At 69.6% G+C, this 22,578-nt stretch carries 22 protein-coding genes; 10 read left to right on the forward strand and 12 right to left on the reverse strand.

Features of this window, described 5'->3' with window-relative positions:
- The first annotated feature begins 24 nt into the window (after nt 1–24).
- Together ACJ8AN_RS32155 and ACJ8AN_RS32160 are read left to right on the forward strand one after the other, a co-directional pair.
- Nucleotides 25–324 (forward strand): hypothetical protein, encoded by a 300-nt coding sequence (locus ACJ8AN_RS32155; protein ID WP_407759359.1) that lies wholly within the window; start codon nt 25–27, stop codon nt 322–324.
- Between the two features lie 182 nt (nt 325–506).
- The gene (locus ACJ8AN_RS32160; RefSeq protein WP_407759360.1) at nt 507–1,406 is read left to right on the forward strand and encodes a LysR family transcriptional regulator; all 900 of its coding nucleotides are present in this window, start codon (nt 507–509) and stop codon (nt 1,404–1,406) included.
- Between the two features lie 82 nt (nt 1,407–1,488).
- Here the strand turns inward: ACJ8AN_RS32160 and ACJ8AN_RS32165 are convergent, their stop codons facing one another.
- Together ACJ8AN_RS32165 and ACJ8AN_RS32170 are read right to left on the reverse strand one after the other, a co-directional pair.
- A complete protein-coding gene (locus tag ACJ8AN_RS32165; protein ID WP_407759361.1) occupies nt 1,489–2,265 on the reverse strand; it encodes an alpha/beta fold hydrolase in 777 nt (258 codons plus the stop codon).
- A 94-nt stretch (nt 2,266–2,359) separates the two neighbouring features.
- Nucleotides 2,360–2,944 (reverse strand): TIGR02265 family protein, encoded by a 585-nt coding sequence (locus ACJ8AN_RS32170; RefSeq protein WP_407759362.1) that lies wholly within the window; start codon nt 2,942–2,944, stop codon nt 2,360–2,362.
- 414 nt (nt 2,945–3,358) lie between these two features.
- On the opposite strand from ACJ8AN_RS32170, the gene ACJ8AN_RS32175 reads away from it, so the two are divergent.
- Nucleotides 3,359–4,195 carry a hypothetical protein gene (locus ACJ8AN_RS32175; protein WP_407759363.1) on the forward strand — a complete coding sequence of 279 codons (837 nt, stop codon included), beginning with the start codon at nt 3,359–3,361 and terminating at the stop codon, nt 4,193–4,195.
- 4 nt (nt 4,196–4,199) lie between these two features.
- Here the strand turns inward: ACJ8AN_RS32175 and rsmB are convergent, their stop codons facing one another.
- From rsmB to ACJ8AN_RS32195, 4 genes are read right to left on the reverse strand one after another with little or no spacing between them, the layout of a single operon-like run.
- The gene (rsmB, locus tag ACJ8AN_RS32180) at nt 4,200–5,519 is read right to left on the reverse strand and encodes a 16S rRNA (cytosine(967)-C(5))-methyltransferase RsmB (RefSeq protein WP_407759364.1); all 1,320 of its coding nucleotides are present in this window, start codon (nt 5,517–5,519) and stop codon (nt 4,200–4,202) included.
- 10 nt (nt 5,520–5,529) lie between these two features.
- Nucleotides 5,530–6,579: a type II 3-dehydroquinate dehydratase gene (locus tag ACJ8AN_RS32185; protein WP_407759365.1), complete on the reverse strand. Its 1,050-nt coding sequence runs from the start codon at nt 6,577–6,579 to the stop codon at nt 5,530–5,532.
- Between the two features lie 16 nt (nt 6,580–6,595).
- Nucleotides 6,596–7,531: a methionyl-tRNA formyltransferase gene (gene fmt, locus ACJ8AN_RS32190; protein WP_407759366.1), complete on the reverse strand. Its 936-nt coding sequence runs from the start codon at nt 7,529–7,531 to the stop codon at nt 6,596–6,598.
- Between the two features lie 31 nt (nt 7,532–7,562).
- Complete coding sequence (locus tag ACJ8AN_RS32195; protein WP_407759367.1) at nt 7,563–8,162, reverse strand: signal protein; 600 nt, start codon at nt 8,160–8,162, stop codon at nt 7,563–7,565.
- 104 nt (nt 8,163–8,266) lie between these two features.
- Here ACJ8AN_RS32195 and ACJ8AN_RS32200 point away from each other — a divergent pair, with 104 nt between their 5' ends.
- Nucleotides 8,267–9,862: a HEAT repeat domain-containing protein gene (locus tag ACJ8AN_RS32200; protein ID WP_407759368.1), complete on the forward strand. Its 1,596-nt coding sequence runs from the start codon at nt 8,267–8,269 to the stop codon at nt 9,860–9,862.
- A 202-nt stretch (nt 9,863–10,064) separates the two neighbouring features.
- Nucleotides 10,065–10,973 (forward strand): NmrA/HSCARG family protein, encoded by a 909-nt coding sequence (locus ACJ8AN_RS32205; RefSeq protein ID WP_407759369.1) that lies wholly within the window; start codon nt 10,065–10,067, stop codon nt 10,971–10,973.
- A 49-nt stretch (nt 10,974–11,022) separates the two neighbouring features.
- Here the strand turns inward: ACJ8AN_RS32205 and ACJ8AN_RS32210 are convergent, their stop codons facing one another.
- The 6 genes from ACJ8AN_RS32210 to tpx all read right to left on the reverse strand — a co-directional run bounded on the left by ACJ8AN_RS32210 (nt 11,023) and on the right by tpx (nt 18,498).
- Entirely contained in the window at nt 11,023–11,778 is a 756-nt protein-coding gene (locus ACJ8AN_RS32210) for a DUF5953 family protein (RefSeq protein ID WP_407759370.1), read from the reverse strand.
- Nucleotides 11,775–12,701, reverse strand: coding sequence for a DUF6310 domain-containing protein (locus tag ACJ8AN_RS32215; RefSeq protein ID WP_407759371.1), 927 nt, complete (start codon nt 12,699–12,701; stop codon nt 11,775–11,777). The genes ACJ8AN_RS32210 and ACJ8AN_RS32215 overlap by 4 nt, the downstream gene beginning before the upstream one ends.
- A gap of 177 nt (nt 12,702–12,878) precedes the next feature.
- Entirely contained in the window at nt 12,879–13,259 is a 381-nt protein-coding gene (locus ACJ8AN_RS32220; RefSeq protein ID WP_407759372.1) for a PadR family transcriptional regulator, read from the reverse strand.
- A 5-nt stretch (nt 13,260–13,264) separates the two neighbouring features.
- Nucleotides 13,265–15,892 carry an ADOP family duplicated permease gene (locus tag ACJ8AN_RS32225; RefSeq protein ID WP_407759373.1) on the reverse strand — a complete coding sequence of 876 codons (2,628 nt, stop codon included), beginning with the start codon at nt 15,890–15,892 and terminating at the stop codon, nt 13,265–13,267.
- 146 nt (nt 15,893–16,038) lie between these two features.
- Complete coding sequence (locus tag ACJ8AN_RS32230) at nt 16,039–17,802, reverse strand: DUF2207 domain-containing protein (RefSeq protein WP_407759374.1); 1,764 nt, start codon at nt 17,800–17,802, stop codon at nt 16,039–16,041.
- Nucleotides 17,803–18,006: 204 nt separating this feature from the next.
- The gene (tpx, locus tag ACJ8AN_RS32235) at nt 18,007–18,498 is read right to left on the reverse strand and encodes a thiol peroxidase (protein ID WP_407759375.1); all 492 of its coding nucleotides are present in this window, start codon (nt 18,496–18,498) and stop codon (nt 18,007–18,009) included.
- Nucleotides 18,499–18,696: 198 nt separating this feature from the next.
- On the opposite strand from tpx, the gene ACJ8AN_RS32240 reads away from it, so the two are divergent.
- The 5 genes from ACJ8AN_RS32240 to ACJ8AN_RS32260 form a co-directional block, all read left to right on the forward strand.
- Complete coding sequence (locus tag ACJ8AN_RS32240) at nt 18,697–19,602, forward strand: glycerophosphodiester phosphodiesterase (RefSeq protein ID WP_407759376.1); 906 nt, start codon at nt 18,697–18,699, stop codon at nt 19,600–19,602.
- Nucleotides 19,590–20,069, forward strand: coding sequence for a hypothetical protein (locus ACJ8AN_RS32245; protein ID WP_407759377.1), 480 nt, complete (start codon nt 19,590–19,592; stop codon nt 20,067–20,069). Before ACJ8AN_RS32240 ends, ACJ8AN_RS32245 begins: the two co-directional genes overlap by 13 nt.
- 54 nt (nt 20,070–20,123) lie before the next feature.
- Entirely contained in the window at nt 20,124–21,317 is a 1,194-nt protein-coding gene (locus tag ACJ8AN_RS32250) for an alpha/beta hydrolase-fold protein (protein WP_407759378.1), read from the forward strand.
- Nucleotides 21,314–21,823, forward strand: a complete 510-nt coding sequence (locus ACJ8AN_RS32255) for an AAA family ATPase (protein WP_407759379.1) — start codon at nt 21,314–21,316, stop codon at nt 21,821–21,823. The genes ACJ8AN_RS32250 and ACJ8AN_RS32255 overlap by 4 nt, the downstream gene beginning before the upstream one ends.
- Nucleotides 21,824–21,838: 15 nt before the next feature.
- A partial coding sequence (locus ACJ8AN_RS32260; protein ID WP_407759380.1) for a P-loop NTPase fold protein occupies nt 21,839–22,578 on the forward strand: 740 nt, incomplete at its 3' end.

The raw sequence follows: 22,578 nt of genomic DNA on the forward strand, positions 1-22,578 counted from the left end.
CCACGCGGCGGTAGCGTCCCGTCCATGCAACACGAAGGTACGGACACCAAGCGCCCGGCAAGCGCCGGGAACGTGACCCGGGCCGCCCTGCTGGGGTTGTGTGGCGGCATGCTGCTCGGCGGCCTCTTGCTGCTGGGCATGGGCCTCAAGACGCGCATGACGCCCACCGACTGCACGGACCTCTCCGAGCTGGAATGCGGCACCACCCGCGAGGCCGACCAGGACCTCAGCCGCATGCAGCTGCTCTCGGGCGCCGCCCTGCTGGCCCTCGGGGCCGCCGTGGTGGTGTTGGTGCGCTCGAAGGGGAGCCCGGCCTCCCACTGAGGGCGTGTCCGGGCTCCTACCCGCGGCGCTCCACCCCCCTCCCGAGCCCACCCCGCCCCTCTGCCCTCCTCCGTCAAGCAGCCGGACGGGCAGGCAGGGTAAGCCCTTTTGCGGGTGGGACGTAGACCGGCTAATTAGAGCTAGCCTCGACATAAGGCTTCGGTTAGGAGAGGCGCCCTCTTATGCAGCTTGAATCCTTGAAGATGTTTTGTGACGTGGTGGAGACGGGCTCCTTCTCGCGGGCCGCGCAGCTCAACCATGTGACGCAGTCGGCGGTGAGCCAGCAGATCCGCGCGCTGGAGAACCGCTATGAGCAGAAGCTCCTGTCGCGCAGCGCGCGCCAGGTGACTCCGACTCCGGCCGGCGAGCGCCTGTTCCGCGGGTGCAAGGAGATCCTGGCCCGCTTCGCCGAGGTGGAGAACGAAATCCGCGAGCAGTCCACGGAGGTGGCGGGCACCACGACGGTGTCCACCATCTACTCGGTGGGCCTGCACGAGCTGCGCAACGTGCAGAAGCAGCTGCTCAAGACGCACCCCAAGGTGAACATGCGCCTGAACTATCGGCGCAACGACCAGGTGTATGACGACGTGATTCTCGGGGCGGCCGAGATTGGCATCGTCGCGTACCCGCAGCCGCGCGCGGGCGTGGACATCCACCCGTTCCGCGACGACAAGCTGGCGGTGGTATGCGCCCCCAACCACACGTTCGCCTCCAAGGCGAAGGTGAGCCTCACGGCGCTCTCGGGCGTGCCCTTCATCGCCTTCGACCGCGAGGCCCCCACGCGCAAGGCGCTGGACCGGCTCTTCCGCGAGAAGAACCTGGACCTCAACCCGGTGATGGAGATCGACAACGTCGAGACCATCAAGCGCGCGGTGGAGATGGGCATTGGCGTGGCCATCCTCCCCGTGTCCACGGTGTCGGCCGAGGTGGCGCAGGGCTCGCTGGTGTCCAAGCCCTTCGCCGAGGGCACCGTGTCGCGCCCCATCGGTCTGCTCATCCGCAAGGGCAAGTACCTGGACCGGGCCTCCGACGCGGTGCTCGAGGCCTTCAAGCACGCCGAGATCACCATCGAGGAGCCGTAACGGGCCCTCCCCGTCCTCTCGGTCCCGCTTCACTTCCCGGCCCCGTGCCGCCCCTTCCGGGTGGCACGGGGTCTTTGCTTCCTCAGGCGGCGGTTTCGGTTTCCGTCTCGTTCTCGAGCTCGCGGCCGGGAGCCAACGCCGCCAACCAGGGGGTGAGCAGGCGCGCGCACTCCTCGGGGTGGGTGAAGTAGGGGACGTGGCCCACGCCGCGCATCAGGTGCCGCGGCGTGCCCGGAGGCAGCGAGGCCGCCAGCCGCGCCATCGAGGACGCGGGCACCAGCACGTCCCGGTCTCCCTGGAGGCACACGCACGAGAGCCGCAACCCGCGCAGCTCCGGCGGAGGCGGCTCGCCCCGCACGGCGAAGGCGCGGTGGAGCGTGCTCATCCGCTCGCGCTTCGTGGTGGGGACCACCTCGGCCACCTGATTGAACGCAATGGGCTTCCACGAGGCCAGGGCCGCCGTGAGCGGGCCGGGACGGCCGAGCACGGCGATGGGCCCCATCATCGCGATGAGGTGGCCGCGCAGGCCCAGGTGCTCGGGCCGGGTGAAGGAGCCGAGGAAGGCCACGCCTCGCACGGCGCCCGCGGCCGCCAGGTGCGCGGCCACCATGCCTCCCAGGGAGCTGGCCACCACCGCGTCCAGGGAGCCCGCCGCCAGCAGCACCTCGCGGGCGAGCGCCCCCGGGCCACACGCGGCATGGGTACCCTCCGGGTACTCGACGAGGACTGGACGGGCCACCTGGGAGAGCTGCTCGGCGAGCGCCCGGAAGCCCGAGCCCCGAGCTCCCAACCCCGGCAACAGCAGGACCCGGGGACCGGTACCTCCACCCATCTCCGTCAGCTCGACTACCCGGCGCATGTGCCTCCTCGCGAACGCGCTCGGAACACCGTCCGCGCACGCCTTCTGCCCGCCCCTGCCCGCCCGCCCGGCCAGCGGACATGAGAGCACGGGGCTACCAGGAGACGTCGATTTCCGTCTCGCGCAGGCTCACCTGCCGTCCGGTGGTGTTCACCTGCGCCACCCGCGAGGACTCGAAGAGGCCCCGCACCACGCCCTCCAGGTACTCCGTGGGCAGCGTGCTGCCTTGGAAGAGGACGCGGCCGCGGGCCGGCCCGGTCCACTGGACGGAGCACAGGCCATGCTGCACCGCCATGCGGTAGGCCGAGGGAAGGCCATCGAGCATCCGCCTCGGCTCGCCGCCGGCCAGCATCAGCAACACGCGCCCCGCACCGGACTGCAGGTAGACCGGCGCGATCCGTTGCCCCAGGTACCGCATCGCCCCGCCGAAGCCGTCGTGCCCGCTGCTCAGCGCCCACGCCGCGGCGTACAGCAGCCGATTCAACGTGCCGACGGGGTAGCTGAAGAAGGTCATGAACCGCTCACCGCCGGCGGCCGCGATGCAGCACTCCAGCGCGGTTGGATCCTCCAGGCCCCGCACCACCTCCAGCGCGCCGGTGAAGAACAAGCCACGCAGGGTGTCCTCTGGCCCACCCAGGGCCAGCCGATGCTCCAACTCCTGCTGAGAGCCCTTCTCCATCTCGCTTCGAAGTAGTGAGCCCGTGGCGTGCGGTCAAGACGCGCCGCGTACCGACCTGCGACGTCATCCCTCCGCGGTGCTCCGCGCGTCGAGCGCATGCACCTTCGCACCGCCACGCGCGAGGAGCTCATCCGCCAGAGCGAGTAGAGGATGAAGGCCACGGCGGTGGAGCGGCCGATGCCGGCCTCGCAATGCACCAGCACCTGATGGGTCGTGTCGGCGATGAGCCCCGCGAATCGGATGAGCCGCGAGGTCCGAGCTTCGAAGCCCGGGAGCACGAGGTAATCACGATATGGGATATGGGGGAGGTGTCGGGCCAGGCCGCCCATGGGGAGCCGCCTCGTGTTCGAGGATGGACGTCTCCCGGGAGGCCCCCTGACGTCCCCTGGGGTCATGCCGTCTACACTCCAGGAAATGAGCGCGCTGACCGCAGGCGACATCCTCGGAGGGAAGTGGCGCATCGTCCGTCCGGCCTTCGGCGACGAGCCCGGCTCGGAGTTCCGGGTGGAGCCCGCCGGGGGGGAGGGAGCCTGGCGGCTCACGCTGTGGCGCACGCTGCGCGTCCCCCGCCCCGCCGAGCTGGAGCGCTTCGAGCAACTCGTGCGCACGGGCGAGCGGACGGGAAACCCCTCCTTCGCGCAGGTGGAAGAGGTGGGGTACGACCGCTCCCGCGAGGCGCTGTGGCTGGTGCGCCCCTGGTGGAATGGCGAGTCACTGCCCTCCATGCTGGGAGGACTCCATCCGGTAGGGCTCGAGGTTTCCTACCTGCACTCGCTCGCGGAGCAGCTGGCGCAGGCGCTCACCGATGCCCAGGCCTCCGGTGTGGCGCACGGGCGGTTGAGGTCCTCGCGGCTGCTCGTCGCACCCGGGCCGCAGGGGGTGAAGCTGAGCATCCTCGACCTGGGGCTGGAGGTCTTCCGGCGCACGCACGCGCACGGTTGGTTGAAGCCCCCGCAGGTGGGTGCCGCCTACGTGGCGCCCGAGCTGGGGGACTCGGGCCCCGTGCCGCCCTCCGCCGATGTCTTCTCCTTCGGGCTCGTCGTGCGGGACATGCTGGCCACGCGCAAGGATGGGGCCTGGCGGGGACGCTGGGAGTCCTGGGTGGAGCGGGCCACCGCCACGGGCCCCGGCAAGCGGTTCGCCACCCTTACCGAGGCGATGCGGGCCCTGCTGCCCGTACTGCGCTCCCTGCCCGACCCGCGGCCGCCACCGCCGGACAACTACGAGCGCGAGCCCTCCGAGGCCGGGTAGCGCCTCAGTACAGCTTGCGCAGGCGCGCGGCGAAGAAGCCGTCCCAGGCCTCGGGGCCGGGAAGCGTGCGCAGGTAGGCCTGGGAGAGCGGGAGCTTCACCGACTCGTGCAGCACCGGGGGCTCCGCCGTCCACTCAGGGTGGCTGCGCAGGAACATCTCCACCTGATCCTGCCCCTCCTGCGGCTCCGTCGTGCACACCGCGTACACCAGCAGGCCTCCCGGCGGCACCGACTCCTGGCAGTTCTCCAGGATGCGCCGCTGCAACACCGCCAGCCGGCCAATGTCCTCCGCCTTGCGCCGGTAGCGCAGCTCCGGGTGCCGCCGCAGCGTCCCCAGCCCCGAGCACGGCGCGTCCACCAGGAACGCGTGGAACTCGCCCCACTCCTCCGGGTAGGGCTGCGAGGCATCGTGCGCCTCGGCCTTCAGCCGCGCCGAGAGCCCCAGCCGCTTCGCCTCGGACTCAATCTTGCGCAGCTTGTTCGCGTGCAGGTCCGTGGCCATCACCTCGTGCTTCTCGGCCAGGTGGCACGCCTTGCCTCCCGGCGCCGCGCACGCGTCCAGCACCCGCGCCGTCTCTGGAATATCCCCGTACACGCCCACCAACTGCGCCGCCTCGTCCTGCACCTGCCACAGGCCCTCGGCGTAGCCGTACACGTCCTCCAGGCGCCCCAGCGGCGGCAGGACGATTCCCACCGGAGACACGCCCGTGGGCCGCACCTCCAGCCCCGTCTCGCGCAACTGCTCCAGCAGCGCGTCGCGCGTCACCTTCGCGCTGTTGGCGCGGATGACCACCGGCGGCGTCTGGTTGTTGGCCACCAGCATCGCCTCGGCGCGCTCGCGGCCGAGCTGGCGCAACCAGCGCTCCACCAGCCACTTCGGATGACTCTCGCGCACCGACAGGTGCTCGACGAGGTCCGTGTCCGGGGGCAGCGGCTGCGAGGGCAGCGTGGACAGCTTGCGAAGAATCGCGTTGGCGAAACCCGCCGCGCGCACCAGCCCCACGTCCTTGAGCGCCTGCACCGTCTCGGCCACCGCGGCGCGCGCCGGCACCCGCGTGTAGAAGAGCTGGTAGGCCCCCACGCGCAGCGCGGCCAGCACCTTGTCCTCCAGGGCGTCCAGCTTGCGGTCCGCGAAGCGGGTGATGGCGTAGTCCAGCGCGAGCTGGCGGCGGGTGGCTCCATAGGTGAGCTCGGTGATGAGCCCCGCGTCCCGAGGGTCCGCCGGTGGCGACTCCGAGAGCACCGTGTCGAGCACCACGTTGAGGTATGCATCCGTGGCCCGGACGCGGCTGAGCACCTGGACGGCGATGGCGCGTGCGTTCATCCTCACCCTCTCACCCTTCCAACCGCGTCATCATGTTCACGAGCTCCGCGTCCGACAGCTTCCGCGCCGGCAGGGAGGAGAGCATGAGCAGGGAGTCCTCCAGAAGCTCCTTGTAGCCACTCTCCGCCGGAGCCCCGCGCTGCACCTCGGTCCACTTCGAGCGCGCCCAGGTGGCCAGATCCGCGGGCGTCAGCCGCCCCGCCAGCCGGTCGGCGATCTTCTGCCGCACCAGCGCCCGGGTGAGGAAGTCCGCGGCGGGCGTGGCCCCCTTCGCCTTGCGGCCCAGCGTCTTCGAGGGCGCGGCGGACGCGGCCGGCGCCTGCGCCTTGCGGCCCAGCGTCTTGTTCCCCCCGCCCACCGGACGCGCCAGCGCCTTCGCCGGAGCATCGGCGGCGCGCGCCAGGGCTCGCGAGGGCATCACCGCCAGGGACTTCTCCCGGGGAATGTCCTTCTTCCGGCGGCCGAGCGTCTTCGCGGGCTCCTCGCCCTCCTCGCCCTCCTCATCGGCCCAGCCGGCCTCCACCACGTCGTCCTCGCCCTCCGCGCCGACCTCCTCCTCCTCCTCGGACTCCTCCTCCTCCTCGGACTCCTCGTCCACCTCCTCGTCCTCGTCCCCGGCCGCCTCCTCCTCGTCCGTCAGCTCCCCGGTGAGGTCGCCGCTGGCGAAGCGCTCCAGCGCCTCGAGGTACGAGTCGAAGCCCTGGCCCTCGAGGGTGGCGGTGCAGGCCTCGGCCACCACGGACTCGCGGTCGCCGAGCTCCTCCAGGTACACCTCGAGCGCGGGCAGGCCCACCGCCTCCAGCGCCTCCCTCAGCGGGTACGAGCCGAACAGCCCCGCGGGGCTCACCACCACGCCCTCCGCCCGGGAGCGCGCGGCGTGCAGTGTGTCGATGAGGACGCCCTCGTGATTGGACTGCACCACCTCGAGCTCCAGCCCGAGCTCCGCGGCCCGGGCCCTCAGGGCGGCATCGAGGTCCGCGAGCCGTCCTCCCTGCCTGCCCTCCCGCTCGCCCAGCAGGTTCAGGTTCGGCCCATGCAGTACCAACAGCCTCTTGCCCATGTCGCGTGTCCTCTTCCTACGATTCAAAAGGCCGGCTGCCCGGCGCCAGCTTGCGGCCCGCGAGGAACTCGCCCGCCGCCATCACCCGCTTGCCCTCGGGCTGCACTTCCAGCAGCACCAGCGAGCCCTCACCGCACGCCACCTCCAGCCCCTGCGGACCCGCGGACACCACCGTCCCCGGCGCGCCCTGGCCCTGCCCCACCTTCGCCCGGTGCACCTTGAACAGCTTGCCCTCCAGCGTGGTGAAGGCCCCCGGCCACGGGGTGAAGGCGCGCAGACGCCGCTCCAGCTCCACCGCCGGCCGCTGGAAGTCGAGCTTCCCGTCCTCCTTCTGGATGATGGGGGCGAGCACCACGCCCTCCGAGGGCTGCGGCCTCGGCTTCAGCTCGCCGCGCAGGTACGCGGGGAGGCACTCGCGCAGCAACTCCCCTCCCAGCTTGGAGAGCTTGTCGTGCAGCGTGGCGCTCGTCTCGTCCGGGGCGATGGGCAGGCGCTTCTCGGCGAGCACCGGGCCGGTGTCCAGGCCCTCGTCCATCACCATCAGCGCCACGCCCGTCTCCGCGTCCCCATGGGCGATGGCCCACTGGATGGGGGCGGCCCCGCGGAAGCGCGGCAGCAGCGAGGCGTGCACGTTGAGGCACCCCTTCAGCGGCGTCTCCAGCAAGTCCTTGGGGAGAATCTTCCCGTAGGCCGTCACCACGGCGACGTCCGGGGCGAGCTTGCGCAGCTCCTCGGAGAAGGGCGGCGTGCGCAGCTTCTGGGGCTGGAGCACGGGCACGCCGCGCTCGAGCGCGTAGGCCTTCACCGGGGAGATGGCGAGCGCCTGGCCGCGGCCCTTGGGCTTGTCCGGCTGGGTGACGACGGCCACCACGTCTCCGATGTCGAAGAGGGCGGCCAGGGAGGACACGGCGAACTCGGGCGTGCCCATGAAGACGATGCGGGGGCGGGTCATATGGAAGTGTCTTCTCCTGTACCCGGGCGCCTCAGGCAACGGACTTCAGCGCGCCCGCGGTGGGACCTTCGCTGGCCTGACGTTTGCGGGCCCGCAGCGAGCCGAGGATGCTCAGCGCGGCCTGCGTCTCCTCGGTGGTGGCCAGCGGCTGAAGCGCCTCGATGACTTCCGAGAGCAGCCGGGCCTCCTCGGCCTCGCGCTCGCGGATGCGGTCCACCGCCTCGCTGAGCCGGTCGAAGAAGCCGCGCAGCTCGTCCTTCTGGCGCAGCGGGCGCATGCGCGGGTAGCGGCCGGCGGCGAGCGTGGCGATGTAGAGGCTCATCACATACACGGGGCCGGCCACGCGGTGGGTGAGCACCAGTCCGAAGAGGGCCAGCAGCCCCGCCATGGCGAGCGCGCCCAGCCCGGTGAGCCAGAGCATCGTCTCGCCACTGGCGGCGAGCGCCACGGGAGAGGCCCCGCTCTCCACCGCCGCCCGGTGCGTCCGGTAGGCGAGCACCCCCACCAGCATCACCCCGCCCCCGCCGAGCGCGGCGAGCCGGAGCATGTACCGGAGCTGGAACCCGGCATCGAGCAGATATTTCCGGCGCACGACATGGGGACGCGAGGAAGGTTGAGTATCGACGGACATGGCGTTGGGCAGCGTACTCCAATCTCCCGGGTCGGTTTGCTCCTTCCGACAGGACGGGTTTAGGACGGAACGCGCGTTCAACCCGCAGTTCTTCGGGGGGCCACATGTCTCGCATTCTCGCCGCGACGAGCCTGGCGCTCGTGCTCGTTCTTTCCGGGTGCAAGGTGGACCCGGCGTCCCCGGAGTACTGGGAGAAGACACTGGGCAAGGCCCGCCGGGCCCAGGACCAGGTGCGGGTGCTGGAGACGCTGCGCAGCTCGGGCCACCTCGACGCGCGCTTCCTGCCCTTCCTCCATGCCGAGCTTGCCTCGGACCACAAGCCCGAGGTGAAGGCGGCGGTGGCGCGGGCGCTCGGAGACGTGAAGAACCCGGCCTCGGTGGAGCCGCTGGGCAACGCGGTGGATTTGGGGGCGACGGACTCGGCGGGAAACCTGCTCAACAAGGAGCTGGCCTCGGCGCTGGGAGAGATTGGAGACCCGAAGGCCGCGCCCGTGCTGATGAAGCTGCTCAAGGCCCGGGACAACTACACGCGCATCGAGGCCGTGGATGCCCTGGGGCGGATGCACACGCAGGAGGCCGTCGAGCCCCTCATTCAACTGGCCAGTGACGAGAGCACCGAGCCCTTCCTGAACAAGAAGGCCATCGAGGCGCTGGGCCGTATTGGCGACGCGAGGGCGGTGCCGGTGCTGATGCGGACGCTGACGAAGGAGCGCAAGGGAATCTCCTTCTACGTGGAGAGCTCGTTCTCGCTCTTCCAGATGGGGCAGCCGGCGGCGGACGCGCTGCTCAAGGTGATGGAGGGCAAGGACGACGAGCTATCGCGCTGGGTGCAGAAGAACGGCATCAACCCGGCGAGCTACTCCTTCAAGGCGGCGGAGATTCTCGGAGACCTGCGCGAGCACCGGGCGGAGGGGATGCTGGTGCAGCAGCTCGCGTTCAAGAACGAGGACCCGCGCATCCAGGCGGGCCTGAGGGCGCGAGCGGCGGATGCGCTGGCGAGGATGCGCTCGGCGGCGGCGGTGAAGCCCCTGGCGGCGATGGTGTCCGAGCCGGACGCGGGGCTGCGGCGCGAGTACACGCACGCACTGGCGCGGCTGGGCGGGCGCGAGGCCATGCCGGCGCTGGAGAAGGCGGCGGGCCAGGGGGACTGGTACGCGCGCGAGGCAGCCATCGACGCGCTGACGATGCTCGGGGACGCGCGGGAGCAGCCGGTGCTGGAGAAGCTGGCGGCGGCGGAGCCGGCGAAGACGGCGGCCGAGTGCCAGGAATTCGGAGGCGAGGGGTGTGGTGACCCGGCGACGCTGGCCAGGAAGCGGGCGGAGGAGATTGCGCGGTACGGCAAGCGGCTGGAGGCGGCGAAGGCGTGCGGAGCGGATACGGGCTGCTGGGCGAAGAAGCTGGAGGACGCGGACAAGGGCGTGGTGGAGCGCGCGGCAATGGAAGTGGGGCGCGGCAAGACGGCGGCGCACGTGGGGGCGCTGCTGGCACGGATGACGGAGAAGGACCCGGACACGCGGATGGCGCTCATCCTCGGGGCCGAGTGGCTGGTGGAGGACGCGAAGGACGCCGCGACACAGGCCCGGAGCGCCCTGCCCACGCTGGAGAAGCAGCTCACCGAGGAGAAGAGCCGCACCGAGTACGTGAGGGCCAACGAGGATCTGCGCCGGCTCGTGGCACGGCTGCAGCGCCAAAAGACCTGAGAGGGATTGCGCCCCTGCACCTGACATGACCCCGATGGGTTGGAATCCCGTCGGGGACACAAAAGCCGAAGCCGGAACCTGCCCAAGCGGGGCGGAGCCGGGCCTGGAGCCCCCCGTCCTTCTGATGCGCACGGGGCGGCGAGTCGCCATCTCCCCCAGGGCCCGGCGCGCATCTCACGGGCAAGTCCCACGGAGATACACCATGGCGGCATCGAAGCGGGTGTTGGTGACCGGCGCGACGGGGAAGCAGGGCGGCGCGGTGACGAAGTCGTTGCTCGCGCGGGGGCACCGGGTCCGGGCGCTCTGCCGGAACCCGACATCTCCGACGGCGGAGGCGCTGGCGCGCCGAGGGGTGGAGCTCGTCCCCGGTGAAATCCAGGGAGCTGCACTCGAGGGTGCGATGAGGGACGTCGACGCGGCCTTCGCGCTCTGCACGCCCTTCGAAGGCATCCGCGAGGAGCTCCGCAATGGCTTCGCGCTGGTGGACGCGGCCCGGCGGGCGGGGCTCGAGCACCTCGTCTATTCGTCGGCGGGGAGCGCGGATCGGGACACCGGGATTCCGACCTTCGAGAGCAAGAGACAGATCGAGGAGCACCTCCGCGAGTCCGGTGTGCCGTACACCATCGTCGGCCCCGCGTACTTCATGGAGAACCTGGGCGAGCCGTTCACCCGCGGGCATCTGCGGAAGGGAGTGCTCGCTCGGTGGATGCCAGTGGAGTGCAAGCTCCAATACATCGCCGTCGAGGATATCGGGGCCTTCGTGACGCACGTCTTCGAGAATCGCGAGCGCTTCCTGGGCCGGCGCATCGACCTGGCGGGCGACGAGCTGGACGGCGCGGAGGCCGCGGCGGTGTTCTCGCGAGTGCTGGGGCGGGAGATACAGCCGGTGGCGCTCCCGCTGGAGAGTTTCAATGTGCCGGGGGAGCTGGGCGCGAGCATCGCCATCATGCTGCGGTGGCTCGGGTCCACGGGCTTCAACGCGGACATCAACGGGTTGCGCCGGGAGTATCCCGAGGTGGGCTGGCACACCCTGGAGGATTGGGTCCGGGCCCAGGACTGGAGCGACGTGACGTCACCCTCCGCGGCGTCCGCCGGAGCAGACAGCGTCTGAGCTCTCGGCAGCGGGACCATGAGCACGGCCATGGTGAGCCGAGCCAGCCTCAACGGGAGGAGCGCCCGCCGATCTCCGGGAAGCGCTCGTAGGCCCGCTTGAGCGCCTCCAGGTGTGCAGGGTTGTCCAGGTCGAGCGGCGCATCGGTGAGCCGGACAATCCACCCGCCGGTCGCTGTGCGACGTGCGCGTGAAAGCAGCTCCGCGTCGCGGGCGGGGTCCGGGAAGCCGATGGTTTCTGCGGAAGCGGCCGACCAGTAGTTCAGCCACCCGAGGTAATAGGGAATCTCGGGCGAGCGGATGTGCTCGAAGAGCTTCAGGCCGGGCAACCCCCGGCGTGGGGACGGCGGCCCTTCAAGCGTGGGTGCTATCTGATACGCGATGTCCAGCGCAGCGGCATCCGGCGTCGCATGCCCCCAGAACGCGCAAGCGCCCTCCGCTACGTACTCCAACACATTCCCCGCTGCCGCGATAACGGCTGTGTCTAGCGGCAACTTCGCATGGACTTGGAGTTGTGGCCGACCGCCTGGGCTCACATACGCGGATTCGTGGTGCCCGGAGATCATCACGGGGTAACGCTCATCGCCGTTACATACCAGAGGGAACTCGCCGCGCGTGGTCGCCTCAGCCAACCACGCATCGCGTTGTGGCAACGCGGCAAGCCGTCGCCTCTCGGTCACTCTCCACTCCAGGCGCAAGCCGGGCAACGCTCGTTCCAAGCCATGGACGGCAGCGAGCGTGCGGTTGCCGTCACTCGCGAGTGGAGGCGCGTAGACGGTCAGAACGAGGCGATTTCGAGTGGTCATCGTTTGCATCCCGTGACGACGAGCTTGAGGGAGGGAACGACAGCGAGCAGCGCGTCTTTGTGCTCTTGGGTGCTCACGCCAACAACGAAGTCATATCCACAGGCCCGCGCAGCGTCGCGCTCCTTGCGCAATTGCTTGAGTTCCTTCTCAATCTCCTGATCCCGAATAAAGTCAGGGTACGTGTCAAATTGATGGGTCTTGATTTCCCACAGCACACGCACGCCGACTTGCAGCGCATCGAAGCGCACACCGCCCACGAGCACGTCCATTCCGGGATAACGGTTAGGCGGAAACTTATCGGCGCACTCGTTATGCGGGTCATCCTCGCCCGCGTGCAGCACCGGGATGGGCTTGCACTCCGGGCGGCGGTCCCGCTCCGTGACTTCGATTGGCCCAATGGGAGGGAAATCCGGCCCTCTTGGCTCCGGCTTGGGCCTTTGTTTCGGCGAGGGTTCCTGCGAAACGGGCTTTGTTTCAGGCACGGGGCGCGTTTCTGGCACGGGCCTTACCTGGGGACGGCCCCTCTTCTCCGCATACGTATCCAGGGCCTCTTTAATGGCGAAGCCCACCACCACAACACCCGTGATGATCACCGCTCCCACGACGATCTCCGGTGCCGCCAGGACGCAGGCCCCAAGTCCCACGGCAGCGGCACCAGCGGAGGCAACCGCGCATCGTCCTGTGGGGTCGTGAAACTCGAGCCGGTCATGGTCGAGCGCCGGAAAGCACTGCTCCACCAGCACGGGCCACGGCTCGGAAGCTTCGCGGACAGCGCAACGCCCCCCATCCGTCCAGGGCAGCGTCGCCGCTCGCTGGAGGTTGGCGAGCCTCGGGTCGCGGGCCGCTGGTTCTCTTGGGCTCGGCGCTGTCGTAGCGCAGGCCGAGACATAGAGAAGAAGTGCGATGCACGCTCGGAGACGCATGGCCGGGTCCTCCAATCAAGTCAGGACTGGCGGGTCCCGTTCTGGAGTATGCCAGCACGGCCCCAGCGGCGACGAATGAGCACGCGAGGGAAGCGGTGAGCGGGGGCACACGGCAGCCGCAGCTCGGGTCTGCCCCCGCGGGCTCAGCTCACCCAGCGTTTTCACGAAGTTCGTGTGTCAGCTGCCCCCTCGTGCGTTCCCACCCGCCAGCATGGGAACCAGGTCCACTCCGTGCCAGAGCCGTTCACGCATCTCGCGCGAGTCGGCCAGGGCTCGCGCTCCCCGAGGCGTGAGCGCGAACAGCCTCCGGGAGCCTCCAGGGCCCGACTCGCCGCGCTCCGAGCCCACCAGCCCCTTCGCCTCGAGCCGGTCGAGCGTGGCGTACACCGCGCCGATCGTCACCTCGCGCCCCGTCACCGCCTCCAGCTCCCGGCGGACGGCCATTCCGTAGGCGCCATCTCCGCCGGGCGCTCGCCCGGTGCGCACCACCGCGAGCAACACCTGCTCCTCGAAGGTGCCGAGAGGCGCATCCGATACTGTCTGGGTTTTGGATGGCATGGGGTCTATCCCTGGCGCAACACGACGGCGGGATCCATACGGCTGGCGCGCCAGGCGGGCAACAGCGCCGCGGCGATTCCGACCGCCAGCAATGCCAGGATGGCTCCCGCGAGGGACAACGGGTCCACCTCGCTCACCCCGTACAGGAACGAGGAGAGCAGCCGCGATAGCACGAGCGCCGCGACAGTGCCGAGCACGCTCCCCATCAGCACCAGCACGCCACCCCGGCCCACCACCTGCGCCACCACGCGCGACGGCCGCAGCCCGAGGGCGATGCAGATGCCGAGGTCGCGCTGGCGCCGGCGGACGAAGTGCGCGGTGACGCCGTAGACCCCGACCGCGCCCAGCACCACCGCGAGCGCCGTGAGGAACGCGAGCACCGACATCACCTGGCGCGCGGGGCCAATCGCCTGGGCGAGCACCGCCTCGAGGGTGGTGGTGCACTGCACGGCCACGGACGGCGCGGTGTGCGCGAGCTGCCTGCGGGCGTCGTCGAGCAGTGACGCGGGATCGTGGCCCGGCTGCGCGCGGAGCACCAGCGTGTGCCGCGCCGGCGTGTAGCCCGTCACCTGCGAGTAGAGCATGTAGCGCGCGGGCACGGCCCCATCGGTGAGCCCCGCCTCCGCCACGTCCTCCACCACTCCGACGATCCGCGCCCACGCATCGCGTCCCATCGCGAGCCGCCGCCCGAGGGGGCTCTCACCCGGGAAGTACTTCGCGGCGAGCGCGTGATTGACGAGCACGGCGGGCTCCGTGTTCTCCCGGTCGTCAACATTCAGCAGACGGCCCTCGAGCAGCTGAATCCCCATCGTCTCGAAATACCCGGGCGTCACCAGCCGCATGTAGGTGGTGCTGGCGGGGAGGTCCGGCTTGTCCTCCAGCGTAATGCCCCAGCTATCGCCCGGGCCCCGGAGGGGCAGCTTCTGGGCCGCACCCGCCGCACGCACTCCGGGCACCGCCGCGAGTGCCGTCTCCAGGTCGGCCAGCAGCCGCCGCCGGGCCTCGGGAGTGACGTTCCCCTCCATCACCACGTCCAGCACCGCCACGCGGCCCGTGTCCACGCCCGGGTCGATGGAGCGCAGGTTCGCCACCGAGCGCACCAGCAGCGCGGCCCCTGCCGTCAGCAGCACCGCGAGCGCCACCTGCCCCACCACCAGTGCGCCCTCGGTCCTTCCACCGCGTGCGCCAATCCCTCCCGTCCGGATGCTACCGAGCGCGCGCTGCGGATCCGACTTGCGCAACGAGCGGGCCGGCAGCAGCGCCACCGCGAGCGCGGCGACCAGGGCAATCACCAGCGCGGCGAAGAACACGCCCCAATCCAGCGAGCCGTGGGGCGCGAGGGGCCCGAGTGGAAGCGCGTCGGCGAGCACCTGGAAGCCCTCGGCGGCGATCAGCGCGCCCACCCCGGCGGCGGCGAGCCCCAGCAGGAGCGCCTCGGAGAGCAGTTGCTGCGTCATCCGGCGGCCGCTGGCCCCGAGTGCCAACCGCACCGCGAGCTCGGTGGCGCGGCTGTCCATCTGCCCGAGCATCAGCGCGGCGACGTTGGCGCACGCGATGAGCAGCAGCACCGCCATGGCCGCGAGCGTCGCGAGCAACGGGGCCTGCAATGGCCCGAGCAGGTGCTGGCGAAGGGGCGTCAGCGAAGGCGCACGCGTCTTGTCCCATTGCGCCGAGTACTGGAAGCGCTCGCCCAGACGCGAGGCGATCCGCCGCAGGGCCAGCTCGAGCGCGGGCCCGTCCGTCCCGGGCGCGCGCCGTCCCACCAGCGCGTAGTTGCCGGAGGTGTCCTCCTCGTTCAGTGGCTCCGCCACCCAGGCGCGCACCGTCGGGTCCGGAAACCAGAAACCCCGGGGCATCACCCCCACCACCGTGTGCGCCTGCCCATCGAGCTCCACCGTGCTGCCCACCAGCGACGGCTGCCCGCCGAGCTCCTCGAAGAGCGCGTGGCTGAGCACCACGGCCGGCGCGGCACCGGGGCGGTCTTCATTGGGCTCGAAGCCGCGGCCGAGCTCGGGACGAACCCCGAGCACGTCGAAGAGTCCGGCGGTGGTGGAGAGCGCGGGCACCGTCTCCGGAGACGCCTCCGGGCCGCGCCGCATCGGGAGCTCCCTCGACTTGTACGCCGCGACCCCGCTGAAGCCGGACCAGTCCGGGGACAGGTGGAGGAACTCCTGCTCGGACCAGTCCCTCGGGGACCAGAACAGGCCGAGCCGCTCCTCCGCGGCATAGGGCAGCGGCGTGAGCAGCAGCCCGCGCACCAGCCCGAAGGCCGCCGCCATCCCGCCCACGCCGAGCGCGAGCGTGAGGACCGCCAGCACCGTGTACATCGGACGCAGCCGCAGCCGGCGCGCCGCGTACCGCAGGTCCATGATGAAGCTCTCCATCGGGGGCCCTCCCGGGCGTAGGCGGCTGGAGGCCGGCTCGAAGCCAGTCCAACCGCGAGAGAACGTCCGCCGCACCAGCGGCGGCACCGAGCCGAGCACCTGCCGCCACAACCACGCGCACGCGTCCCGGCGGCCTTCCCGGGCCTCCCGGTCGGCGAACTCGGCGGAGAGCTCGGCCATGACCTCCTCCCGCTCGGCATACGGGAGCCACGCCCGCAGCAGCGCCAGAGGCAGACGGGGGACTTCCACGGGGCCTCCATTCCTCGGGGCGGACTGCGACACGGACACCTCGGCTCGCTGGCGGGGATTTGATTACTACAATGTAGAATACGGGGCCAGCGGGGGACGATTGCGTGGCACGCGCCGCGTCATGCCGGGAGGGCTACCGGGGAGGACTACCAGCCGCCTCCACCGCCACCACCACCGCCGCCGCCCGAGAAGCCGCCACCGCCTCCGCCGCCGAAGCCGCCGCCACCGAAGCCGGAGCCGCTTCCGTTGCTCAGCGCTCCACCCACGCTCGAGCTGAAAGAACCCACCGCGTTCGAGAGCGCGCTCGCGCCGAGGAGGGTGCTGCCCGAGGCTCCGAAGAACCAGACGCCGTGGGCAGTGCGGGTGAGCGCCTGGGAGGAGAGCCCCGAAAATACGCGTCCCCACGTGTCCTCGGCACCAAAGGCAATGGCGTAGGGCAGCAACCCGGTGAAGAGGTCCTGCTGTCTGGAGAGCTCCGCGCGCCGATTCTCGGCCGTGAAGATGAACGCGCGGAAGGCCTGGGCCCGCTGGAGCATGGCGCTGCCCTCCGGCGTGCGGCGCGGCATCCGTATCGCGAAGCTCCCCAGCGCGAAACCGCCGAGCACGAAGGGAAGCAACCAGAGCGCGACGTCGTGGCGTCCGGCTCTATAGGCCCCGCAGCACAGAGCGACGCTGACGACCCACAGAAACAACGAGCGGATCCCCCACTCCGTGCGCACGTAGTCCGCCTGGCCATGGAACCAGTCCCGCGCCTCGGGAGCGTCGTAGATGAGCTCTCGCACCCGCCTATAGTCGTTCGCGAGCCGGCTCCGGACCTCCGACAACGACACGGAGTCCGCCCAGAGGAACAACGAGGTGAGCAACACGCGCTCGTACTCCGCGAGCGGCGGCTCTCCCGGCCCCTTCTGGCGATGGCACCGGGTGAGACGCCAGCCGGGCCTACCGCTCCAGAAGCTCCCCGGCAATTCCTCGATGGACAGGTAGCCACGCACGGCCAGGTCGACGAGGGTCGCCGTGAGGTCCCGCTCGCCGACGCGCTTGTTGAGCAGGAGGTTCAACACCGCCGGTCGCAGCCTGTTGGGTGGCTGGCCCTCGGGACCGTGGGGGACGTGCCTCGTGGCCGGGTCGTCCATCACCTTCCGCAGGTAGAGCCGCACGAGCCAGAAGCCGATGAGCCCACACAGCAGGGCCGCGAAGAGGTAGTCCGCGGTGGCCGGCCGGTGGATGCCCGCGAAGTCGAGCAGGTGCCCCGATGGGGGGGACACGGGCACGAGCCGCGGCGGAGGAACCTGGACGCTGCCTGGCGGGAAGGCGACGACAATGGTCATGCCCTCGCCGGGCTCGAGTGAACCGGTGTTGGCCTGGCCCTCGCGCTGCTGGATGCCCGCGAAGGGGCAATGCTCCGTGCTGCCGGTGGGCCCCCGGTAGCAGGCCATGCGTGTCACCTCCGCCGGCCCGGGGATGTGGACCGAGACGCGCTCGATGGGCACGCTCCACTGCGAGCCCGTCACGTTCCAGTAGAGTTCCTCGTGTGTCTGGAACGGGTTCATCACGCCGGCGACACGGTAGGTCAGCCGGTAGCGATGAGGGCCGGAGACGGTCTGGGAGGGCGAGCCGATCCTCAGGCGCACCGTGTCGCCCTGCTCCATCACCACGAGGTCGGCCGGAGTCCCCGGGTCCCCCTCGACGCGTGCGTCATCGATGTGGATGAGCCGGTCCCGCGTGGCGTCGTAGCCATTGCGCACGGGGATGTCACGGTAGATGCCGTGCTTCTGCTGGGAGCCGAAGTCGACGGCGATGTCCTCGGTGACCCGCACGTCGGCGTTGGCCTGCACGGTGAGCTGGGCGTCGAAGCTCTTGATGACCCAGCCCGAGTCCCGGGCCACGGCCGACGTGGCGAACAGCAACACGAGGGCACAGAACGTGGTGACGCTCCACACACGCCCCGGGAGCGCAATCCCACGCGAACAGCCAGCCGGGCGCCTGCTTCTCCAGAACCAGACCATCGCCCACCTCCTTCGGGAGCGAGGCAACCGACGGAGACCACGCCCCCTGAGGTCAACGGATGGGCAGACATCCGTCATCCCAGGGGGCCATGTGCCTGGCGGCCCTGGCTAGAGCTTCGCGAGGGCGGCGTCGTAGTTCGGCTCCTGGCCGATCTCCGGCACCTGCTCGGTGTGGAGGACCTTGCCGCTCTCGTCGAGCACGACGACCGCACGCGAGTAGAGGCCCGCCAGGCCGCCATCCTTGATGGTCACGCCGTACTGCTTGCCGAAGTCTCCGCGGAAGCCCGAGAAGGTCAGCGCCTTCTCGATGCCCTCGGCGCCGCAGAAGCGCTTGAGCGCGAAGGGCAGGTCCATGGAGACGTTGATGACGGTGACGTTGGGCTTCTCGGTCGCGCGCTTGTTGAAGGTGCGCACCGAGGTCGCGCACACACCGGTGTCGATGCTGGGGAAGATGTTGAGCACGCGCTTGCCCGGAATGGACGACAGCTTCTTGTCCGCGAGGTCCACACCGGTGAGCGTGACGTCCGGCGCCTGGGCGCCCACGCCGGGCAGGTTGCCCTCGGTCTGTACCGGATTGCCCTTCAGGGTGATCTTGGCCATGTGTGCGTCTCCTTCGAATGCGGGGAGCGCCCGTCGTAATGGCACTCGTGGGCCGGATGCCAGGGGGAACATGGGTCCGCTGGCGCCGAGCGAACGGTTGACCCCGCTTCACGCCCTGGGGGAAGAATTCGTTGCCCAGGGAAGGCAGCCACGGGTCCAAGGGATGACGACACCGTCGATTCCCTCGAGCAGGGGCCCATGAAACGCACCCTTCCCTTCCTGCTGTCACTGTCAGCCCTCCTTGTCAGCGCGTGCGGTGACACCCACGCGCCCCGGCCCACCCTCATCGCCCACCGGGCCGGGTCCGGCTACTGGCCGGAGAACTCCCGCACCGCCGTCCTCGAGAGCGTCCAGCACCGCTACCCTGGCATCGAGGTCGACGTCACCCTCACGCGGGATGGGGTGCCGGTCCTGGCGCACGACCCCTGGCTGAGCGAGACGCTCTGCACCACCGTCGACGGCGCACCGCTGCCCGGCCGGGTGCTCATCCAGGACCTGACGCTGGAGCAGCTGCGGGAGGCCTACCGCTGTGGCGGCGTGGAGAACCCGGAAGCGCCCGAGGCACGGGTGGTGGCGGACACGCTGATGACGCTGGACGAGCTGCTGGACGCCCTCGCCGAGGCCCCGGAGATGCTGCTGCACCTGGACCTCAAGTGCCAGCCGGAGCTGACCCCTCCGGCCGAGGAGTTCGCCGAGCAGATCATGACGCGCTGGCAGGCCCGGGGGCTGCCCAATCCCATGTACGTGGACTCGGGGTGGCCCGAGGTGCTGGAGGCCTTCCGTGCCCACGGTCCGGTCACCACCACCCTCTCCTGGCCGAAGTTCCCCGCGGGCGACTCGACCACCGCCATCGTGGTGGAGCATGAGTTGCTGACCCGCGTGGGAGTGGACGACATGGTGGCGGCGGCCCTGCGGGCAGGCTCCGACGGCGTCGTCATTCCCTACCAGATGGCGGACCAGCACCTGGTGGAGCTGGCCCACCGCGAGGGGCTGAAGGTGCAGCTCTTCGCGCCCAACACCCGGGAGTTGCTGGAGTACTTCTGCGACTGGCCGGTCGACGTCCTCATCACCGACTTTCCCGAGGAGGCCCCATGCTTGCGCTAGTGGCGGCGGTGGTGCTGGCGGCCGAGCCCGCCAGTGTCCGGCTGGAGCGGGTGGATGTGTTGTCCGAGGATCCGGGGTTGTGGCTGCACCAGGAGGCATCGCGGCTGAAGGTGGATCCGCTCACGCCGACGGTGCGCTTCCTCACCCAGGTGAAGCTGGTGTGGAGCACCCCGGTGCGCGGGCTGGATTTCGGGGTGTCGGTGGGCTCGCAGTCGCTGGTCTACGAGCTTCCGCTGGTGCCCCGGGCGAACCTGTCGCTGAGCGTGGGACTGCAGACGCGCTTGCTGCTGCCCCGTGGGGGACTGGTGGGGCTGGCCTGGCGTGCCGGGCCGGTGCGGCTGGGACTGGGCCTGAGCGTCTTCTCCGAGGCCTCGTGGTCCCACGTGGACTACAGCCATTGGACGGCCCTGCCCACCGTGGGGCTCGGCTTTGGCCGCTTCGCCACTCCAGCGCCGGCCGGAGAATGACTCGCGGGAGGTCCGTGCAAGACCCGGAGCATGGCCTCCTCCTAGAATGCACGCATGCGCCCCGTGGCTCTCCTGCTGCTTCTTCTGACGGTCCCTTCGCCGAGCTCCGCCGACGAGCGCTTCACCGGCTTCGACAGCTTCGTGAGTCAATACCGGGAGGCCCCCGCGGACTCCCGGAAGGAGCTGGTGCAGTCGTTCATCGCGTGGCAGCAGGCACGCGGTGGCTTTCCCCTCATCGAGGCGGATGGGAGCGTGGTGTTCTTCTTCCAGGGCTCGGGGCAGGAGAAGGACGTCCGCGTCATCGGGGACTTCAAGCAGCGCACCTTCAGCGTCGCCTGGGACGAGGCCGGTGAAGCGCTGTCGCGCGCCAGCGAGAGCGGCGAGGTCTTCTTCAAACGCCTCGAGTTCGAGCAGGACGCCCGGCTCGAATACAGGTTCATCGTCGACGGTGCGCAGAAGCCCGATCCGCTGAACCCACACACCCTCGACAATGGCGTCATCGGGATGGTGTCCGCGCTCGAGATGCCCGCCTACAAGGAGGCCCCGGAGGTGGCCGTGCGTGAGGACGTTCCGAAGGGAACCCTGACCATGCTCGCCGAGGCCTGGGCCACCCCCAAGGTCACCGTCTACCTTCCCGCAAACTACGAGGCCTCGAAACGCTACCCGGTCGTCTACACCGCCGACGGCAGCGCCTGGATCAATTACCTGAAGCTGCCAACCGTCCTCGACAATCTCATCGCGGACGGAGCGATCGAGCCCGTAATCGCCGTCATGATCGACCCGGCCGCCGATCGCTCCAGCTGGTATCAATTCAATCCCGAGTATCTGGCGTACCTGGAGAAGGTCGTCGCCTACGTCGATGGCCACTACCCGACCCGGCCCCGCGCCGAGGACCGGCTGCACCTGGGCTCGTCGGCCGGAGGGCGCTGCTCGCTCTATGTAGGGCTGGAACGGCCCGGGCTGTTCCGGAAGCTCGCCATGCTGTCCCCCTCCCTGGCCGGCGCCCCTTCCTACTACGAGCCCTACTTCAGCCGCCGGAAGCGCCCCGACCCGAAGCTGCGAATCTGGATGAGCGCGGGCTCGTACGAACGGTACATCCATGAGGACACCCGGCTCATGGAGAGGTACTTCAAGGAGACGGGGCTGAAGCCGAGGGTCGTGTACACGCACCGGGGACACAGCCTGGGCTCCTGGCGGTCCCTCTCGGTGGACGTGTTGAAGTTCTTCTTCCCCGCGGAGAGGCATTGAGCCCACGCCCGGTGCTGCACTTCATCGCGGGGAGGATCGGGTCGGGGAAGACCACGCTCGCGCGCGGGCTCGCGCTCAAGGTGCCCGCGGTGCACATCTGCGAGGACCAGTGGATCGCCACGCTGGGCGGTGAGGTGAAGACACTGCGGGACTACGTGCGCCACTCCACGCGCTGCCGCAAGTTGCTGGTGCCGCACCTGCGCGACGTGCTGCGCATGGGCGCCTCGGTGGTGCTCGACTTCGCCGGGAACACGCCGCGAGACCGCGCCTGGGTGCGGAGCATCTTCGAGTCCGCGGGGGCCGGCCACGTACTGCACGTCATGGATACGCCAGACGCGCTGTGCCTGGAGCGGCTGCGCCAGCGCAACGCCGAGCGCCCCGAGGGCCGGTTCTGGTGGGAGGTGGGCGAGGCGCTCTTCCACGAGGCGGCGAGGTACTACGTGCTGCCCTCGGAGGCCGAGGGCGTCCGCGTTGTGCGGCACATTGCGGCGAAAGCGAGTGGTTGAAGTACAATATGCGCCATGAAAAGCGCCCCCCGTACAACGACGACCACGACCGCTCAGACTACGGCTCCCATCTCTTCCGACCGACCAGCCAAGTCGCTTGCTCAGGATCGCTACGGACTCAAATCCAACTTCATCCCACGACTCGTCCGTCTCGCGTTGGAGTGGCCGACCGAAGATGGGTTGGTCCTCGGGCTATTTGGGCCATGGGGCATCGGGAAGACGTCCATTTTGCACATGTTCCGCGATCACGTGGAACAAAACCGAGCACAGCATAAAAACGTGCACATCGCCTTTTTCAATCCTTGGTTCTACGAGGACACTGGCGCACTCGTAACATCGTTCTTCGCGACCATCGCGGAGGAACTCAAGACGGGCGGCGGGAATTTTCTGAAGGCAGCAGAAAAGGGATTCAAAGGGATGGGAGCATTTCTTACCGCTGCATCCAAAGGAATCACCATCAGCGGCATCAACGTCGACATAGGCAAGATTGGGGAGAGCCTCAAAAACTCAGGAGAACTATCAAATAACCTCGCGGGTCTCGCCGCGCTTGCCGATGGCGGTGAGAAGAAGTTCGAACAATATCGGGCAGAAGTGGAAAAAGCACTCAACAAACTAGGGGCGAAAGGTGGACGAGTTGTCGTCTTGGTCGACGATGTCGACCGCCTAAGCAAGGTAGAACTGCTCACCATGCTACGACTCATCCGAACAGTAGCAGACCTACCTTACATGACTCTGGTAGTGGCAATGGACGACGA

This window comes from Archangium sp., from assembly GCF_045802675.1.
Classification (GTDB): domain Bacteria; phylum Myxococcota; class Myxococcia; order Myxococcales; family Myxococcaceae; genus Archangium.

Excerpts from the sequence above, each read along its gene's own strand:
- ACJ8AN_RS32155 (WP_407759359.1), top strand. The coding sequence starts at position 25 with ATGCAACACGAAGGTACGGACACCAAGCGCCCGGCAAGCGCCGGGAAC.
- ACJ8AN_RS32160 (WP_407759360.1), top strand. The coding sequence starts at position 507 with ATGCAGCTTGAATCCTTGAAGATGTTTTGTGACGTGGTGGAGACGGGC.
- ACJ8AN_RS32165 (WP_407759361.1), bottom strand. The coding sequence starts at position 2,265 with ATGCGCCGGGTAGTCGAGCTGACGGAGATGGGTGGAGGTACCGGTCCC.
- ACJ8AN_RS32170 (WP_407759362.1), bottom strand. The coding sequence starts at position 2,944 with ATGGAGAAGGGCTCTCAGCAGGAGTTGGAGCATCGGCTGGCCCTGGGT.
- ACJ8AN_RS32175 (WP_407759363.1), top strand. The coding sequence starts at position 3,359 with ATGAGCGCGCTGACCGCAGGCGACATCCTCGGAGGGAAGTGGCGCATC.
- rsmB (WP_407759364.1), bottom strand. The coding sequence starts at position 5,519 with ATGAACGCACGCGCCATCGCCGTCCAGGTGCTCAGCCGCGTCCGGGCC.
- ACJ8AN_RS32185 (WP_407759365.1), bottom strand. The coding sequence starts at position 6,579 with ATGGGCAAGAGGCTGTTGGTACTGCATGGGCCGAACCTGAACCTGCTG.
- fmt (WP_407759366.1), bottom strand. The coding sequence starts at position 7,531 with ATGACCCGCCCCCGCATCGTCTTCATGGGCACGCCCGAGTTCGCCGTG.
- ACJ8AN_RS32195 (WP_407759367.1), bottom strand. The coding sequence starts at position 8,162 with ATGTCCGTCGATACTCAACCTTCCTCGCGTCCCCATGTCGTGCGCCGG.
- ACJ8AN_RS32200 (WP_407759368.1), top strand. The coding sequence starts at position 8,267 with ATGTCTCGCATTCTCGCCGCGACGAGCCTGGCGCTCGTGCTCGTTCTT.
- ACJ8AN_RS32205 (WP_407759369.1), top strand. The coding sequence starts at position 10,065 with ATGGCGGCATCGAAGCGGGTGTTGGTGACCGGCGCGACGGGGAAGCAG.
- ACJ8AN_RS32210 (WP_407759370.1), bottom strand. The coding sequence starts at position 11,778 with ATGACCACTCGAAATCGCCTCGTTCTGACCGTCTACGCGCCTCCACTC.
- ACJ8AN_RS32215 (WP_407759371.1), bottom strand. The coding sequence starts at position 12,701 with ATGCGTCTCCGAGCGTGCATCGCACTTCTTCTCTATGTCTCGGCCTGC.
- ACJ8AN_RS32220 (WP_407759372.1), bottom strand. The coding sequence starts at position 13,259 with ATGCCATCCAAAACCCAGACAGTATCGGATGCGCCTCTCGGCACCTTC.
- tpx (WP_407759375.1), bottom strand. The coding sequence starts at position 18,498 with ATGGCCAAGATCACCCTGAAGGGCAATCCGGTACAGACCGAGGGCAAC.
- ACJ8AN_RS32240 (WP_407759376.1), top strand. The coding sequence starts at position 18,697 with ATGAAACGCACCCTTCCCTTCCTGCTGTCACTGTCAGCCCTCCTTGTC.
- ACJ8AN_RS32245 (WP_407759377.1), top strand. The coding sequence starts at position 19,590 with ATGCTTGCGCTAGTGGCGGCGGTGGTGCTGGCGGCCGAGCCCGCCAGT.
- ACJ8AN_RS32250 (WP_407759378.1), top strand. The coding sequence starts at position 20,124 with ATGCGCCCCGTGGCTCTCCTGCTGCTTCTTCTGACGGTCCCTTCGCCG.